At 49.0% G+C, this 17,038-nt stretch carries 17 protein-coding genes; 13 read left to right on the top strand and 4 right to left on the bottom strand.

Going from position 1 to position 17,038, the window contains the following annotated elements; genetic code table 11:
- Window positions 1-2: 2 nt before the first annotated feature.
- Window positions 3-440 carry a ribose 5-phosphate isomerase B gene (gene rpiB, locus I0P70_RS08605; protein WP_196116675.1) on the top strand — a complete coding sequence of 146 codons (438 nt, stop codon included), beginning with the start codon at window positions 3-5 and terminating at the stop codon, window positions 438-440.
- Between the two features lie 15 nt (window positions 441-455).
- Here the strand turns inward: rpiB and I0P70_RS08610 are convergent, their stop codons facing one another.
- A complete protein-coding gene (locus I0P70_RS08610) occupies window positions 456-1,820 on the bottom strand; it encodes a hypothetical protein (RefSeq protein WP_196116677.1) in 1,365 nt (454 codons plus the stop codon).
- A gap of 145 nt (window positions 1,821-1,965) precedes the next feature.
- Here I0P70_RS08610 and rbfA point away from each other — a divergent pair, with 145 nt between their 5' ends.
- The 9 genes from rbfA to I0P70_RS08655 all read left to right on the top strand — a co-directional run bounded on the left by rbfA (window position 1,966) and on the right by I0P70_RS08655 (window position 12,329).
- On the top strand, window positions 1,966-2,361 hold the full coding sequence (gene rbfA / locus I0P70_RS08615) for a 30S ribosome-binding factor RbfA (protein ID WP_196116679.1): 396 nt from the start codon (window positions 1,966-1,968) through the stop codon (window positions 2,359-2,361).
- A gap of 17 nt (window positions 2,362-2,378) precedes the next feature.
- A complete protein-coding gene (locus tag I0P70_RS08620) occupies window positions 2,379-3,188 on the top strand; it encodes a bifunctional 2-polyprenyl-6-hydroxyphenol methylase/3-demethylubiquinol 3-O-methyltransferase UbiG (RefSeq protein WP_196116681.1) in 810 nt (269 codons plus the stop codon).
- 219 nt (window positions 3,189-3,407) lie between these two features.
- A complete protein-coding gene (locus tag I0P70_RS08625; protein WP_196116683.1) occupies window positions 3,408-4,631 on the top strand; it encodes an FtsX-like permease family protein in 1,224 nt (407 codons plus the stop codon).
- Window positions 4,632-4,672: 41 nt separating this feature from the next.
- Complete coding sequence (locus tag I0P70_RS08630; RefSeq protein WP_196116685.1) at window positions 4,673-5,362, top strand: hypothetical protein; 690 nt, start codon at window positions 4,673-4,675, stop codon at window positions 5,360-5,362.
- A gap of 168 nt (window positions 5,363-5,530) precedes the next feature.
- Window positions 5,531-8,464: a DEAD/DEAH box helicase gene (locus I0P70_RS08635; protein WP_196116687.1), complete on the top strand. Its 2,934-nt coding sequence runs from the start codon at window positions 5,531-5,533 to the stop codon at window positions 8,462-8,464.
- A 379-nt stretch (window positions 8,465-8,843) separates the two neighbouring features.
- Window positions 8,844-9,254, top strand: a complete 411-nt coding sequence (locus I0P70_RS08640; protein ID WP_230392078.1) for a hypothetical protein — start codon at window positions 8,844-8,846, stop codon at window positions 9,252-9,254.
- Window positions 9,255-9,390: 136 nt separating this feature from the next.
- Window positions 9,391-10,887: a 1-hydroxycarotenoid 3,4-desaturase CrtD gene (gene crtD / locus I0P70_RS08645; RefSeq protein WP_196116691.1), complete on the top strand. Its 1,497-nt coding sequence runs from the start codon at window positions 9,391-9,393 to the stop codon at window positions 10,885-10,887.
- Window positions 10,880-11,563 (top strand): carotenoid biosynthesis protein, encoded by a 684-nt coding sequence (locus I0P70_RS08650; protein ID WP_196116693.1) that lies wholly within the window; start codon window positions 10,880-10,882, stop codon window positions 11,561-11,563. The genes crtD and I0P70_RS08650 overlap by 8 nt, the downstream gene beginning before the upstream one ends.
- Window positions 11,564-11,720: 157 nt before the next feature.
- Window positions 11,721-12,329, top strand: coding sequence for a TetR/AcrR family transcriptional regulator (locus tag I0P70_RS08655; RefSeq protein ID WP_196117034.1), 609 nt, complete (start codon window positions 11,721-11,723; stop codon window positions 12,327-12,329).
- A gap of 86 nt (window positions 12,330-12,415) precedes the next feature.
- On the opposite strand, the gene I0P70_RS08660 is transcribed toward I0P70_RS08655, so the two are convergent.
- The 3 genes from I0P70_RS08660 to I0P70_RS08670 all read right to left on the bottom strand — a co-directional run bounded on the left by I0P70_RS08660 (window position 12,416) and on the right by I0P70_RS08670 (window position 13,752).
- Entirely contained in the window at window positions 12,416-12,658 is a 243-nt protein-coding gene (locus I0P70_RS08660; protein ID WP_007659864.1) for a hypothetical protein, read from the bottom strand.
- Window positions 12,659-12,661: 3 nt separating this feature from the next.
- A complete protein-coding gene (locus I0P70_RS08665; protein WP_196116695.1) occupies window positions 12,662-12,982 on the bottom strand; it encodes a co-chaperone YbbN in 321 nt (106 codons plus the stop codon).
- A 146-nt stretch (window positions 12,983-13,128) separates the two neighbouring features.
- The gene (locus I0P70_RS08670; RefSeq protein WP_196116697.1) at window positions 13,129-13,752 is read right to left on the bottom strand and encodes a DUF3365 domain-containing protein; all 624 of its coding nucleotides are present in this window, start codon (window positions 13,750-13,752) and stop codon (window positions 13,129-13,131) included.
- 186 nt (window positions 13,753-13,938) lie between these two features.
- Between I0P70_RS08670 and prfA the strand changes: the two genes are divergently transcribed.
- From prfA to I0P70_RS08685, 3 genes are all read left to right on the top strand, one after another.
- Window positions 13,939-15,015: a peptide chain release factor 1 gene (gene prfA / locus I0P70_RS08675; protein ID WP_196116699.1), complete on the top strand. Its 1,077-nt coding sequence runs from the start codon at window positions 13,939-13,941 to the stop codon at window positions 15,013-15,015.
- A gap of 116 nt (window positions 15,016-15,131) precedes the next feature.
- Window positions 15,132-15,527, top strand: coding sequence for a hypothetical protein (locus I0P70_RS08680; RefSeq protein ID WP_196116701.1), 396 nt, complete (start codon window positions 15,132-15,134; stop codon window positions 15,525-15,527).
- Window positions 15,528-15,560: 33 nt separating this feature from the next.
- Complete coding sequence (locus tag I0P70_RS08685) at window positions 15,561-16,931, top strand: hypothetical protein (protein WP_196116703.1); 1,371 nt, start codon at window positions 15,561-15,563, stop codon at window positions 16,929-16,931.
- Window positions 16,932-17,038: the final 107 nt, after the last annotated feature.

Here is a 17,038-nt window from a genome sequence, read left to right on the forward strand (position 1 = left end):
CGATGGGATATAAAATTGCAATAGGCGGCGACCACGCCGGCTTTACATACAAGAGCTTGCTGAAAGAGCAGCTGGAGACGGCAGGGCACGAAGTGACAGACTTTGGTCCTGGTTCAGATGCCTCAGTAGACTATCCGGATCATGTGCATCCGCTGGCGAAGGCTGTGGTAAACAAAGAAGCTGATTTTGGTATCCTGATCTGCGGAAGCGGTAATGGTGTAGCCATGACAGCTAACAAGTACCAGGAAGTAAGAGCTGCCCTATGCTGGCAGACAGAATTGGCTAAGCTATCACGGGAGCATAACAATGCCAACATCCTTTGCATACCTGCCCGCTTTGTGTCGCAGGACGTAGCGGCTGATATGACACGTGTGTTCTTAGAAACAGAATTTGAAGGTGGACGCCACCAGAATCGTGTAGATAAAATTCCGGTTTGCTAAATCAGATATAGCTGCTTAACGAGCTTTTCTATAAACTGCCGCTGTTTGAGTAGGTTCATATCCTTCGAAAACGGACGGCAGTTTGTGTTTTAACTGTGGCATAAGGCCAGCCTGGTCTACAATGTAGTCAGGAGTTTCAAGGCGGAAGTTCTGATAGAGGTCATACACGGCCTGGTACTCATCGAGTCGGCCGAAGTGACGCTGTGAAAGTTGCCAGTTCAGGTATGGCGTAGCCAGTTTGTTGTGCTCATAATAGCTCAGGTCATCCCCAAGCACCAATACCGAGCTCTCCCTGATCACATCTCCAGTACTGTTGTTTGGCAACAGTAGCTGTGAGTCATCGATCTTCACAAAAGAAGCTAAACCTAGTGGCTGCCGATATCGGATGAGCACCACTCCACCTAGCAGGATAAAAAACAGCAGGTTCAGTATCCATTTCTTCATGCGGCTTGTAAACAGGAACTCGCCGAAATAGGCGATAGGCGGCAGTATGATTACGAAGGAGCCTACAGATAACTCGTTGCGGGTGATCAGCACTATTATACTCACCACGAGCCATACTGTCATGAGTTGCTGAAACTTGCCTTGGAATACCAGGCGCTGGGGCAGTGAGGTAGTGCTGATTAGCGAAAGCAACAAAAGCCCTGCAGGCAGCGCCAGTGCCAGCGCCAGGTGAGCCGGCGGAACCAGCGGGTTGATGCCGAACTGCCAGGGTTGCAGCAAGTGCATCTCTGCAAAATAAGACGCAGTATTAGTGTAAAGGTAATAGGTCACCAGCACGGCGTAAGGAAAGGCAAAGCCGCAAAGCATTAACAGAAAGCTGCGGAAGGTATTGGAAGCAAAAAGAACAACTCCAAAGGCCGCTACCAGCAGAAAAAGCGCTAAAGGCAAATAGCTCAGCGCTGCAAGACCCACCATAAACCCCCCTACAAACAGGCGGTTGTTTTCGAAGCCCTCCCTTGAGATGGTAATAATATAAGGGAGTGAAAGGATAACAAAGGTATTGCCAATGAGCAGTGGCGTCAGCATGTCAAACTCAAAGGTAAGGCTGCCCATGAGCAGGTATAGCAAGGCAGGGATGTAACCTTTTCCTGCATATACCTGATGCCGGTTAAGTGTCAGGTTAAGCATAACCGCCTGAAAGAGGAGCAGAAACGTCGCAGTGAGTCTGTAACTCAGGTATGAGCGCCCTGCTATCACATCGATGGTCCAATATACGAAAGCGGAAAGTGGAGCCGTCGTGTCGTAGATGTCGCGGTACATGGCAAAGCCATCTGCCATACGCTCCCCTACCAGCATATACAATAGCTCGGATACGGTAGCAGGTATACCCAAGAAGATAAGAGGCAACCGGATAGCCAGGAACAGTAAGACCAGCAAAAATAAGCGGGAAGGCAGTATGCTTCGGAAGTAACTAATCAAAGGAAGACGGAGTTAGAAAGAACTATACACCAGCCTGAGCCGAAATGAGTACGGCACAATTGGGGTAAAAATGCGAAATTAATATGATATTTGCATCTTCAATATGGAAAGTAAAAGACAACAGAAGTTTTCGCGCCTTATTCAGAGGGAGTTGGCAGAGATATTCCAACGGGAAGTGCCACACTTGTTCGGCGGAGCCTATATATCGGTAAGCGTCGTGCGTATGTCGCCTGACCTTGGTTTGGCACGTGTATACCTGAGCGTAATGAACGCCAAAGACGGCATTGAAATGCTCCTGCAGGAACTGCGGGTCAATACCAAAACCATTCGTCATCTGCTAGCCCAGCGCATCAAGAAGCAGGTGCGTGTTATACCCGAGCTTGTATTCTTTCTGGACGATACTGCTGAGTATGCCGCCAAGATCGACAAGCTGTTTTCCGGCCTGGACATACCACCTGCTCCCGAGGAAGACGAGGAGGACGATACCTATACCCGCTAAGAATCAGGAACACCCTTATGCAGTACGATCCGATCAAGCGCGTGCTGGGCGATGTGTTTAACAAGACCCCATTTTTGCGCCGCGTATTTTATAACATGCTGGACCTGCTCCTGCTGCGTGCCTGGCACGTGCACAAGGAATTGCGCGAGTGGGCTGCCAACCGCAAAAACGAAGAGCAACACATACTGGATGCAGGCTCTGGCTTCGGACAGTATACTTACTGGCTCTCCAGTCAGAGTAGCAAATGGAGTATACTGGCTGTCGACGTAAAAGAGGAGCAGATATCTGACAGCAATCGTTTTTTCAGAGCCATAGGCCGGCAGAACGTGCTGTTTCGCATAGGCGACCTGGTAAAATATCGTGAAGAGAACACCTACGACCTGATTCTTTCAGTAGACGTGATGGAGCATATCCTGGAAGACGTGGAAGTATTCCGCAACTTTCAGGCGTCACTGGTACCAGGTGGTATGCTGGTTATTTCCACCCCATCTGATCAGGGCGGTTCTGATGTGCATGGTGACGATGAAACGTCGTTTATAGAAGAGCACGTGCGTGACGGCTATAACATTCAGGAAATTCAGGATAAGCTCTTTTCTGCAGGCTTCAGCAAAGTAGAAGCGCGCTACTCCTATGGCAAGCCAGGGCAAATCTCATGGCGGCTGTCTATGAAGTACCCGCTCTTGATGCTTAATACGTCCAAAGCCTTTTTTATCCTGCTGCCATTCTACTACCTGATTACTTTCCCGATAAGCCTTGTGCTGAACTGGGTTGATGTAAACGGCAAGCATGCCTCAGGCACAGGCCTGATCGTGAAGGCCTGGAAATAAATTAAAGAGGTTAATTGTAGATTGTTAAATTGTTGATCCCGCAAAATGATTAAATTGCTGGAAAGACAGGAAGAGACCAAAGACCTGATTTCACATCAACAAGGTATAGCAGACCTTAGCTCATTCTAAAGCCTAGACAATTAGAAGAGAGTTGGCAGTCAATGAAATTAATTTTTGTAAGAACAATCAACCTTTAGCCCAAGCACCCATACCTGCTAAATGAACGTCCCTTATCTCATAGCGAAGCGTTATTTTTTCTCTAAGAAGAAGAGGAACATCATTAGCATTATCTCCAACATTGCCATGATCGGGGTGGCAGTGGGTACGGCAGCCCTTATTATTGTGCTGTCGGTGTTCAATGGCCTCGAAGACCTTATTCGCACGATCTACACCAGCTTCGACCCTAACCTGAAAATATCTGCGGCAGAGGGCAAGTCATTCGAAACGGATACCGAGTTCATGAACCGCATACGCCGCACTCCTGGTGTAGCGCTGGTGACTGAGGTTATAGAGGACAATGCGCTACTGCGCTACAATGACCGCCAGATGGTGGTGAAGGTCAAGGGTGTGAGTGAAAACTTCTTTGAGCAGAACCGTATCGGCTCTTCGGTAGTGGAGGGTGACTACAACCTGTATACCAACGACAATTACTACGCGCTGGTAGGCCGGGGCGTTCAGTATCAGCTCTCCATCAGGACGAGCAGTCAGTTCACGTACATGCAGTTCCTGTATCCGCGCAATACAAAATTTAACCCACTCAATCCCGAAGGGGCCTTTAAATCACTACAGATAACCCCAGGCGGCGTGTTTGCCATCGAACGGCAGTATGACGACGCCTATGTGTTTGTACCCATCCAGTTTGCGGAGGAGTTAATGGAGTACGGTCGGCGGCGAACCGCCATTGAGATCAAGGTAGAGGATGGTTACCGCATCGAAATAGTGAAACGCTCTTTGCAAAAAGTACTGGGCGAGAGCTTCCTGGTGCAGAATAGTGACGAACAGCACACCAGCCTGCTGCGTGCTGTGAAGGTTGAGAAGCTTTTTGTGTTCATCACCTTTGCCTTCATTTTGCTTATAGCCTCGCTCAATATCTTCTTCTCCCTCTCCATGCTTGTCATTGATAAGAAGAAGGATATCGCAGTGCTTGCTTCCATGGGCGCCACTAAAGAGCAGATCCGCAACATATTTTTGATTGAAGGCGCTTTGGTGGCTTTTATCGGGGCGTCCTATGGCCTGTCGCTGGGGATGCTGATTGCCAACCTGCAGCAGACCTTCGGCATTGTTTCGATGGGTATGGCCACTTCGGTGGTTGATTCCTACCCTGTTAAGCTTAAATTGATGGACTTTGTGCTGACGGGTGCCGCCATCATAATCATCACCATGCTGGTGTCTATACGTCCGGCTCGCAAAGCTGCAGCCATGTCCGTGCGGGACAACCTGTAAGGTATAGACTCCGCCCTTTTTCACGCTTCACGCTACTTGTCTTGAGAGCTCTTCCACTGTTTTCTTTAGTCCTCCTGCTTGGCTGCTCTTCAACCGAAACCGATACCTCGACAGAGGAAACTGCAGCAGGTATAGCGCCGGCCGAAACAGAGGCCCATACCGTAACTCGAAGCAAAGTCCCTTTTTTGTGGCGTGAGCAGGTATACGATGTCAGCCTGCAGGACTCTATTAGCAGCATCACAATTGATCAGAAGCTGGCCGAGGAGCTGACTGATGCCGAGCGGGCAGCGTTAGGCTATGTTGCCACCTTTATCGGCAGTGAGTGTGACTGGGATGGCATAGCTAACCCGGAATTCAGCAACCTGAAATGCAAGGCCCTATCTGCATTGAAGTTGGGTTACCAGTGCTCCAATGAGCATCTGGGCTTTCTGCAGCACTGGTTCCGGAACGACCAGGAAGTGCTGGCACAGTTGGCTTCCTGCCCCCGTATACCTTTTACTGCTTCAAGCCAGCAATCTTTCAATTATATATACCTGACTAGCCAAGGCGATACGATCAAAGTGTGGTTCAGCGCAGGCGGTGTGAATCTGCCTATGAATGCTGCCTGGGATTGGACGGAGGAAAATGTTTTCCTGGCTCAGGATGATGCGATTAGCCTGGTAAGAGCAGACAAATCACAGGTGATCAGAAGCGAGCTTAAATCTGATGAGGAGTTTCAGAGCGCTATCTAATATATGCTTAACACTATATATTGAGATTAAAAGTCTTTAATGTGTTATTGCGTGTAATTATATACTGAAAATATAAAAATAGTTTGATTTGCGGCGGTAATTTCAAGAGTGCAAGGTAGGAAATCAGGAGTTTTGGGAGTAAATTTGAAGTCCTAAAATTGTACTTGTATGAAAGTATACACCACACAGCCGTTTCAGGTAATCTATTCGTTGTTTGAACACGAATACCTGGGATACCTGTTCGAATCTTTTGTGGTGCAGATCAATACCAAGGGGCAGCTGACTTTACAGCACCAGAATATTTCTGCCAAAAACGCCGATGAATTTGCTTCCCGTCTCGATGACAAAGATTTCAAGCTAATTGCTTTGATCGATCAGATCCAGCAGGACGCTGTACTGAAAAAATTCTCTCCCAAGAAGCTATCTCCTGCTGATTTTTTCCTGAAGGTATACGACCCAGAAAAGGGCGATAAAAACATGCAGGAGGCGATCAGCCATTACATACAGGTGCGCATGGGCAAAATTCTGGCAATGCTCGAGGACCGGCGCACGTTCATCATGGGTAAAGACGGTGACCCTGCCTGGAAAGAGATTCAGGTGGCGGCTGACAAGGCGACTGTGCGCTTTCACTTACACCGAAACGAAGACAATACCCACTACTACCCTACCATCAAATACAAAGGCGAAAAGCTGAACTTCCAGTACCGCAATGCTGCCCTGATCTGCTACGAGCCTGCGTGGCTGATGCTGGATGGGGTGGTTTATAGTTTTGAGAATGGCATTGATGGCAAAAAGCTACAGCCCTTCCTGAATAAGAAGTTTATTCTGATTCCACGATCGGTAGAGGAGAATTACTACCGTAAGTTCGTGACCTCCCTGGTGGAGTCCTTTGACGTGAAACCAAACGGCTTTGAGATCAAACCGCAGGAGTTTCGGCCTAAGCCTCATCTGAACTTCTCTGAGATCAAGTCGGCTGAGGTGTCTGCGCTGCTGAGCAACGGAGGCAGTGAGGCGAGCAAAGTGGATAAGGCTGCCGCGGCCGACAAGATACTGTTTAACCTGTCGTTCAGGTATGGCGACCACATGGTAGAGGCCCAGGATGCCAAGCGCATCAGTGTGAGCATGGAAAAGACGGAGGATTCCTACATTTTCCATAAGCTGATACGTGATGCAGTGCACGAAAAGCAGTACGTAAAAGAGCTTGCCAATCGTGAGTTGGAAGTGAAGAACGGACAGGCTGTGCTGGATAAAGGCGCTGCTTTCTCATGGCTCAACAACAACCTGCAGGCGCTGGAGGAACTAGGGTTTACGGTGGAGCAGTCTGAGAAAAGCGGTAAAAACTATTTTATAGGTGAGATCTCTGTAAATGTAGGTATAACCGAAAACAACGACTGGTTCGACATTTATGGAACGGTGCGTTTCGGCGAATTCGAAATTCCTTTTATCAAGCTCAAAAACCATATCCTGACCCGCAACAACGAGTACCTGTTGCCAAACGGGCAGGTGGCCATTATACCTGAAGAGTGGTTCACGCAGTATATCGAGCTGTTTGCCTTCTCGGAAGGCGAACACCAGCTTACGCTGCGCAAGCACCACATGGCGCTAGTAAACGACCTGCAGAACGGTAATCTGGCGCAGGTAACGATGACGCGCAAGTTGGAGAAGCTGCGTGAGTTTGGCGAAATAGAAGACAAGCCTTTGCCAGCTGGCTTCCAGGGTGAGCTGCGTCCTTATCAGAAGGCAGGATACAACTGGCTGCACTTTGTAAAGGACTACAAGTTTGGTGGTTGCCTGGCTGATGACATGGGCTTGGGTAAGACCGTGCAGACCTTAGCTATGCTGCAGCACCGCAAAGAGAACGGCGCCGAATCGGCCTCCCTGCTGGTGATGCCAACTTCACTGATCTACAACTGGCTGAACGAGGCACAGAAGTTTACGCCGGAATTGCGCATCCTGACTTACACGGGTACTTACCGCGACAAAAACGTGGAGCAGTTCAAGGACTATGACCTGATACTGACCTCCTACGGCATAGTGCGCCTCGATACGGAACTGCTCAAGACCTATTACTTCGACTACATTATACTGGACGAGTCACAGGCTATCAAAAACCCTGACTCTAATACCTCTAAGGCAGTACGCTCACTCAAATCGCGTCACCGCTTGATCCTGACAGGTACGCCGGTTGAGAATAGCACCATGGACCTGTGGTCGCAAATGTCGTTCATCAACCCGGGCTTGCTGGGCAATCAGCACTTCTTCCGAAATGAGTTCCTGAAGCCGATCGAGAAGGAGAAGGACGAGCACAAGACACGCCGACTGCACGCGCTGATCAAGCCTTTTATTCTACGCAGGCATAAGTCGCAGGTGGCCCGTGAGCTGCCGCCGAAGATTGAGCACACCACTTTCTGCAAAATGACGGAGGAGCAGGAGCATGCCTACGAAGAAACAAAGTCGTATTACCGCAACAAAATCCTGACTAACCTGGAGGAAAACGGGCCGGGCAATACACAGTTTATGCTCTTGCAGGGTCTGATGAAGCTCCGCCAGATTGCCAATCACCCTTCCATGACCGATCCAAGCTATGAAGGGGAGTCGGGTAAGCTGAAAGAGGTGATGCGCATGACCAAGAGTATAGTGGCCAAGGGACACAAAGTGCTTATCTTCAGTCAATTCGTGAAACATCTGGAAATCATACGGCAGGTACTGAATGAAAAGGAGATCACCTACGCATACCTGGACGGCAACACCAAAAACCGCCAGCAGCAGGTAGAGCTTTTCCAGAATGATCCAAGCATACAGGTGTTCCTGATCTCACTGAAAGCCGGTGGTGTGGGCCTAAATCTAACCGCCGCTGACTATGTGTTTATCCTGGACCCGTGGTGGAACCCGGCTGTTGAGGCGCAAGCCGTGGACCGTGCCCATCGTATCGGGCAGCAGAACAAGGTATTTACTTACAAGTTCATCACCAAAGACACTGTAGAGGAAAAGATCCTGGCCCTGCAGAACCGTAAGATTCAACTCGTAACCGATCTGATCAGTACGGATGAAAACATCATCAAGAGCCTGACAAAAGAAGATATTGACAATCTGTTGAGTTAAACAATTGATTGTTAAATTGTTGGTTCGATAGCGAATGATTTTGCCAAAGCCGCAGCATGAACCGTGTTGTGGCTTTTGTTTTAGAACAGGTATAAACCTTTGGGGTAAAACTGGGTTTGAGTGAAAGATATGCCTGTACCACCTAGGGTCGTTGCAATTTATCCTTTCTGTCATCCTGGAAGAATCTTGGTCGCATTTACTAAAGGCTTATCATCCCTCCGCCCAGGTTTCTTTCTGAATGACAATGATTTTAAAGTATGCTTTTTTAAAATGAAATAACTCTGCCCTAAAAAGAAAGGTTAGCCAGAGAACGAACAATTTAACCATCAACAATTAAAAAATGCGCCTCCACCTGAATACGATAGTACAGCAAGACTTTATGAGCGTTTTTAATGCTTTTGACGAGCAGCTGTTTCGGGAGTTGGCTCCGCCCTACCCGCGGCTGAAGCTGCTGCGGTTTGATGGCAGTGCTCCTGGTGACGTGGTGGAGGTAGAGCTGCAGACAGGTATAAAGTCCTTTCGCTGGACCAGCCTGATCACGGAGCGGAAGATAACGGATACAGCTGCCTGGTTTGTGGACGAAGGCCAGGAAGTGCCCCCGCCCCTCCGCAGCTGGCGACACAAGCATTTGGTAACAGAGCTGGGCAGTGGCGCCATGATACACGACATCATCGACTATAGCTCAGGGTATAAAGCACTCGACTTGTTGCTTTACCCGCTCATGCTGGCTGGCTTTGGCATGCGCGGGCCGGTTTACAGAAGGCTATTCAGACAGGTAGAGCTTGGCTGAGCCTCAGGTATAGACAAGCGCCGGAGGTATAGGTCCACAACGGGATCAGCCCTATAGTAAAGAGTCAAATCATTAAAACCTTTGCTATACCCTTTCAGTTAAGTGCAGAGAAGAAATAATCTCCTTAAATTAGAGTATGACAAAAGCGGCCATCATCGGTTCAGGTATAGGGGGCATCGCCACGGCTATCAGGCTGGCGGTGAAAGGCTATGATGTGACGGTGTTTGAGGCCAACGCTTCATTTGGGGGCAAAATGCACCAGTTCGACCTGCAGGGCTATCGCTTTGATGCCGGGCCTTCGCTGTTCACGCTGCCGCACCTGGTCGACGAACTCTTCACTTTGGCTGGTCGCAACCCTACCGATTACTTCACCTATACCCGTCTCGACCCGATCACGCACTACTTCTGGCCTGATGGCAGCCGTCTGAGAGCCTACGCCGATGCCGAGACCTTTGCGAGTGAGGCAGAGCAACAACTGGGTGTAAAGGCGCAGGATGTACGGGATGTGCTGGCCAAAAGTGCCCGGCTTTATAAAGGGACCGCTGATACTTTTCTGCACAAGTCGCTTCACAAGGCCAGTACCTATCTGAGCGCCGATTTGCTCAAGGCGCTGGGTTGTCTGTCTGACCTAGGGCTGACGACAACTATGCACGACGCTAATGCCAGGCTATTTGATGACTCTCGATTTGTGCAGCTGCTCGACCGCTTTGCCACCTATAACGGCTCTGACCCCTACCAGGCGCCGGGTACACTCAATCTGATTCCGCATCTGGAGCACAACATCGGTGCCTTCTATCCGAAAGGAGGCATTTACAGCATCGCCGCTAGTCTGGTAAAGCTGGCAGAGGAGCTGGGTGTAACCTTCAGGTATAACGAACGGGTGGAGCGGATTATCACCCAAAATGGCAAAGCAACAGGTATAGAAACCAGCTCGGGCAGGTATAGCGCCGAGGTGGTAGTGAGCAACATGGATGTGGTGCCGACTTACCGCCGCTTGCTGCCCGACCAGCCTGCTCCGGAGCAAACGCTACAGCAGCCGCGCTCCAGCTCTGCATTGATCTACTACTGGGGTATAGCTCGTGAGTTTCCGGAGCTGCACCTGCACAACATTTTCTTTAGCCAGGACTATAAGCAAGAGTTTGAGCACATTTTCCGGCACAAGTCCATCAGCCCGGACCCGACCGTGTATGTGAACATCACCTCCAAAATGGAAAAGAGTGATGCCCCGGCAGGTTCTGAGAACTGGTTTGTGATGGTGAACGTGCCGCACCACCAGGGGCAGGACTGGGAGCAGCTCATCAACACTACCCGCCAGGCCGTGACTAATAAGCTGAGTCGCATGTTACAGACAGATCTGCAACAGGTGATTGCCTGCGAACAAGTGTTGGACCCGCTGCTGATTGAGCAGCAGACTTCATCGTATGCGGGGGCGCTCTACGGCAGCAGCTCCAACAACCGCATGGCGGCATTTCTGCGGCACCCGAACTTCAGCTCAAAACTCAAGGGGCTTTACTTCTGCGGGGGCAGCGTGCATCCTGGGGGAGGCATACCACTCTGCCTGCTTTCTGCCCGTATAGTAGGAGATCTTTTGCCTGTCGTAACACCTGCTAACAAATCTAAACAGCATGCCTGATACCACTCAAACATACCAACCGGCTATACCTCTGCAAGAACGGCTTAAACCATATGCTTTTGGCATAGCTTTAGGTGTGTTGGCTATTTTTCATGCAGTAGGCTTCTGGGGGCTAATGTTTAGTGGCGAACCCGAAAAGTTTCAGCGGCTTACGCCCATGAACCTGCTCCTGACTAACTTCCTGCTTTTTTCCTTTCATAGGCGCTGGAATGTCGCCTTTATACTCTTTGCGGTTACAATCATGGCAGCTGGTTTCTTTGCAGAGGTGTTAGGTATACACACTGGCTTACTGTTTGGGGACTATGCTTATGGGGAGTCTTTAGGTATAAAAGTGCTGGACGTGCCGCTATTGATCGGGCTTAATTGGCTGATGCTCGTTTACACTTCGGGGCATTTGGTCAATACGGTACAGCTGCATTGGCTTGCCAGAGCTGCGCTGGCTGCGCTACTTATGGTTGGGCTCGATTTCTTTCTGGAGCCGGTGGCTGTGGCTTTTGACTTCTGGGATTGGCATGGAGGGCATATTCCATGGTCTAATTACACAGGGTGGCTGGGGTTGTCTTTCCTGTTTCAGGTTTATTTCCAAAAAGCCCCTATCTACAAGCATAACCGGCTGGCGCCTTACGTTTACTTGGTACAGGCGGTGTTCTTCATCAGCATCTGGACCTTACTGTAGGCCTACCCGTAACAGATTAGGGAATAGCTTGTAAGGCGCCTTGCATTATATTACATTTGCAAGCTTTAAAATACAAGTTAATATATACATCAAGCATCTAACTGCGTATTGAGTACATACCTATTCCATGCACAAGCTTGATGACTTACCCTACTCCATGACTTTTTTAGAAACCATATTAGGTGAACTCTTGCAGATCTTTAAGCAGGAAGGTATAGAGGCGAACTCAGATGCAGATCTGATCAGGAAACTTGATATCCGTCAGTCAACTTTTCAGGAGCTTTTCTCGAGCCGTGAGAATATGGTGAAGCAGGTGATCCTGTACGATATGGAAGTAGAAAACAGGAGGCAGATGGAAATGCTCTCCAAGGCTACGAACCCTGTAGAGGAAATTATGCTGATCCTGCAGGATGGTATCAGAACCATTAAGCAAGTGAACCCCATTTATATCGCAGATCTGCAAAGATATCCGGAAGCCTGGCAGTTGAGCATGCAGAATGTGATTGAGAATAACCAGCATGTGAACGCTGAGATTCTAAACAGGGGCATACTGCAGGGTTACTTCCGCAAAGACATTAATCTGCAATTGGTTACAAAGATCATTCTGGAGCAATTCTTCATGATGATCAACCCGGTATCATTTCCGCCTGAAAAGTATGATTTGGCAGAAGTGTTCCGCAGCATCTACCTGTACTATGTGCGTGGCATTTGTACGGACCTAGGTGGAAAACTGGCAGAATCATATTTTGCAAAGAATAGCATGTAAACTGAAAGTATACTACAAAAAAAGCATCAGGCCCCGAAACAATGCGCTTCGGGGCCTGATGCTTTTAGAAATTATCAGTTATAAGCTTAGCTGATAGAAACGCGCACCTTTTTCGTGTACTCACGCAGAGCCGTCTTGAAATCGACGCCATTATCGTTCATGTAGTTCAGGATCCAGGCAGCAGCTATCACGTGTGTCAGCTGTTCGCCTTCGTCATCTCCTTCTACTTCAATGGCAAGCGGCTGCTCCTCCATCAGGGCCTCTTCGGCTGCCGTCAGGTTTTCCAGCGACTCAGTTTCTACCAGTTTCTTGATTGCGGGTATCTTCATTTCTTAAACAGTCAGTTTGTTGATCAGATCACGTACAGCTTCTTCTTTGCTGGCAGCCACTGTGTCAACCAGTTTGCCACTCTTGAAAACGGCAAAGAAAGGGAGGTTGGTCACACCAGCCAGTTTGCGGGCCTCAGGGCTTGTTTCAGCGTTAACGTCTACGAAGGCCACATTGGCAAAAACTTCTTCGTCAGACATGCGCTTGAACTTAGGCGAAAACAAACGGCAGCTGCCGCACCAGTCCGCGTAGTATTTCACTACCACGTTTTGGTTTGAGTTGAGTACGTTATTGAAATCGTTATCGGTTGCTACTATTACAGCCATGTTATTCTTTTTATAAGATTAAACATCAGATCAGGTATTGCCTAATCATACTAGGTGCAAAGTTAAATGTTTCAGACCAAAGATGCAGTGATGTTTGTCACCATTACACGGTCGTCCGGGCTAAAACAGCAACCCAGGAGGATTGTTTAGCGGGGGCGTCGGCTTTTCTTGGGTTGGTCGTTGAGGTAGGCCACCAGGTCCATTTTATCGAATGTAAGCTCCCACATGCCCATCAAATCACCTCTCCTGTAGCCAACGGCTTGGTCCTGTGGGTATTTTTCTTTGATCAGAGCATAATCGGATTCGCTGATATCCTGCCCCACCGTGCCATGGCAGCTGAGGCAGCTCTCGTCGCGCAGGTAGATCGGGGAGGTATAGCGGATCTCGTCATTGGTCAGCGCCTCAACCTTTGATGCACGCTCCTGCCCACTGCTATACCTGGCCAGCACCTGGGCTGTGGCCCCTTTGGCTTGGTTTTGGGGGTTGCGTGGTTGCTCGCTGAAGCGGCGCGAGATGGCGCCAAACTTGTGCTGCAGCGCTTCTACTTCCTCGTAGTTCTCAGGTTGGCAATAGGGTATGGCCGCCTCCACTCCGCCCTGCGCAAGGTGTTCGGTCATGCGTTGGACGTGCAGGCGCTGCGCCACTACCACAATAGAATCGCCATGTTTCAGGGCGGCATTGAGGATATCCTGCTGGGTGAGGCGCTTGATTTTGTGACGCTCCAGTTCCTGCGCGATTTCCTTTCCCCCTTCTATGGGTTTTACTTTCACATCGCAGCTTGAAACTAACAGGACTATACTTAGGGTTATGATGGCAGACAAAGAGCGGCTGTTGAACATCTTTCAGAGCAAATTTGTATTAAGATAAGCTAGAGATAAACCCATTGCTTGATACTTATGTTTTATTACTTCAACGCCAATTTAGTATCTTTGCAGCTATAAAACCATAACAGAACGATGTTAGATAAATTAGAAGCCATTAATCACCGGTTTGAGGAGGTAAGCCAGCTGCTTATCCAGCCTGATGTGGCCAGCGATATGAAGAAATTCAAAGCGCTGAATAAAGAGTATAAAGACCTTGACAAGATAGTAGTAGAGTATAAGAAGTACCTCAACATCCTGAGCAACATCGACAGCGCCAAGCAGGTGATTGCGACGGAGAAAGACGAGGAGTTCCGTGAAATGGCCAAGGAGGAACTGGATGAACTGATTCCACAGCGCGAGCAAATGGAAGAGTTGCTGAAAGAACTGCTTATTCCGAAAGACCCGAACGACAGCAAGGACATCATTATGGAGATTCGTGCTGGTGCCGGTGGCGATGAGGCTTCTATCTTCGCTGGTGACCTGTACCGTATGTATACCCGCTTCGCTGAGAAGATGGGCTGGCGCACCGAACTGATCGATGCTACAGAAGGCACGTCAGGCGGTTACAAAGAAATTATCGTGGGTATGTCCGGCGAGGACGTGTACGGCAAGCTCAAATTCGAGTCGGGCGTGCACCGTGTGCAGCGTGTGCCGGCTACTGAAACGCAGGGCCGTATCCATACCTCAGTTGCCTCGGTAGTAGTGCTGCCAGAGGTAGAGGAGTTTGACATCGAGCTCGACATGAACGACATCCGTAAGGACCTGTTCTGTTCTTCAGGCCCGGGTGGTCAGTCGGTAAACACGACGTACTCAGCCGTTCGTCTGACGCACTTACCAACAGGTTTGGTGGCCCAGTGCCAGGACCAGAAGTCGCAGCTGAAGAACTTTGATAAAGCGCTTGCTGTATTGCGCTCCCGTATCTATGAGCAGGAACTGGCCAAGAAACTGGAGGCTGAAGGTGCTCAGCGCAAGAGCATGGTAGGTAGCGGCGATCGCTCCGACAAGATTCGTACTTACAACTACCCACAGGGCCGTGTAACAGATCACCGTATCGGCTATACCGTATACAACCTGCCAAGCGTAATGGATGGTGGTATTGAAGATTTCGTGGAAGAGCTGCGTATAGCAGAGAACTCCGAGCGTCTGAAAGAAGGTGCTACTGCCGAGTAATCTGTCAGTGTAGGATATATTTAGGAATGTGGTGCAGCCGAAAGCTGCGCTGCATTCCTTTTTTTATTTTAAATTGGTGGTAACTACAAGAGGAACCATTCTTAGGGAGAAGAGGTATGAAAAGCTTAATCTTATACAGTAGAGAGAAGCTAAGAGGTATAAGTGAAGCCGATAACATTGTTACGCTTTGCCTGGTTGCAATTGCTATACCTGTTGGGGTTTATAAATATGGTTTGTATGCGACTATATTAACTATGTTCATTCTTTACGCTGCTTTTACTTTATTTGAGATTGTATTTTTAGGCAGGGAAATATTTGCCTTTAGAAACCTAAAGAAGAAAAACTCAAGAGAGCAGGGTAAGCTTTTTTATCATCTCATTGCGATAACCGTTATTTTCTGCGGAATGCTATACCTACATGATAAAGCAGTCTATATGCTTACAGCATCAATTACCATTGTCATGTGCTTGGCAACAGGTATTGGTTTATTTTCTTTAAGGTTTAAAAAATAAAGTAATCATCAACGATTTAATTATCAACCCCATTTGAGATACCTGCTTGCCATACTGCCCCTTCTATTCCTGCTCTCAATGGTAGGTTGCGAGCCGAAAGAGGAGGTCGTGACCAACGACCCGGATGCGATGCTGCGCTTTTCGGCGGATACAGTGCTGTTTGATACGGTATTTGTAACGCAAGGCAGCGTCACGCGGCGCCTCAAGGTATACAACCCTCAAAAAAATGCCGTGCGCATCAGCAATATCAGTCTGGGGGGCGCTAATACCTCTCCTTATAAACTGATCATCAACGGACAGGAAACCCCGATTGCAAACAACCTCGAGTTGCGCGGACAGGACAGTCTTTACGTGCTGGTGCGGGTGAACATCAATCCGGCTGATCAGAACCAACCTTTCCTGGTAGCTGACTCTATCTTGTTCCACACAAACGGGAACCAGCAAAACGTGAAACTGGTAGCCTATGGACAGGATGCGGTGTTTCATCAGAAGGGGGCAATCGGAAATACCACCTGGGCAGCTGGCAAACCGCACGTGCTGCTGGACACGGTGCTTTTGCGCGAAGGAGCAACATTGACTATTGAGAAAGGGGCTCGCATTTTCGCCACAAATAAAGCTGTGTTGCTGATTAACGGTACGCTGCAGGTCGAGGGCACGCCGGAGGAGCGGGTTACGTTTTCAGGTATACGACGCGAGCCAGCCTATGCTAATGCGCCTGGCCAGTGGGAAGGTATACGCATCCTCACAGGCAGCCAGAACAACACCATCCGCTACGCAGACATTCGCAACACGATACGTGGCCTCCAGATCGGCAATCCCGGTAAGGGAGGTACGTTAATAGAGGGCTGCGCCATACAGTATGCTTTTCTGGACGGTATTGTAGCTTTCACTTCCGATGTAAAAGTAGTGAACACCCTGATCCAGAACTGCGGACAATATAGTTTTGGAGGTTTAGGTGGAGGCAACTACGAAATACTATACTCTACCATTGTCAATTATCAGAACCAGCTGCAGCGCGAAACGCCTGCCTTTGTAGTTGCTGACTTTATACCTGGCACCGAGATCCGGAACCAGCCCACGCAGCTGCGTCTGGTCAACAGCATCGTGTATAGCGATGGCTCCAGCTACGCAAACGAGGTGCTGCTGGAGGGTGACATATCCGCAGAGGTAGCGCACAACATACTGCGCACAGAGGCTTATAAAAACACGCTCAATATCAACGGAAACCTGCTCAACATTGACCCTAAGTTCAAAGATGTCCGCAAACAGGACTTCAGGCTCGATACGCTCTCCCCCGCCAGCAGCGCTGCCCTGCCGCTGCCAGGTATAAGCAAGGATTTCAGAGGTGTGAACCGTAGTGCAACTAATCCTGATATTGGTGCCTTTGAGCGAGTTATTGATTGAGGCAGGATCGTTTCATTCTAAGAAAACAGTTCAAAACTTGTTGTCATTCTATAGATAAACTTGTTTGAAAGGAGCCCCCTAGCCCCGGAGATTAAGCCTTTGCTACA

The sequence above is a fragment of the Pontibacter sp. FD36 genome (assembly GCF_015686655.1).
GTDB lineage: Bacteria > Bacteroidota > Bacteroidia > Cytophagales > Hymenobacteraceae > Pontibacter.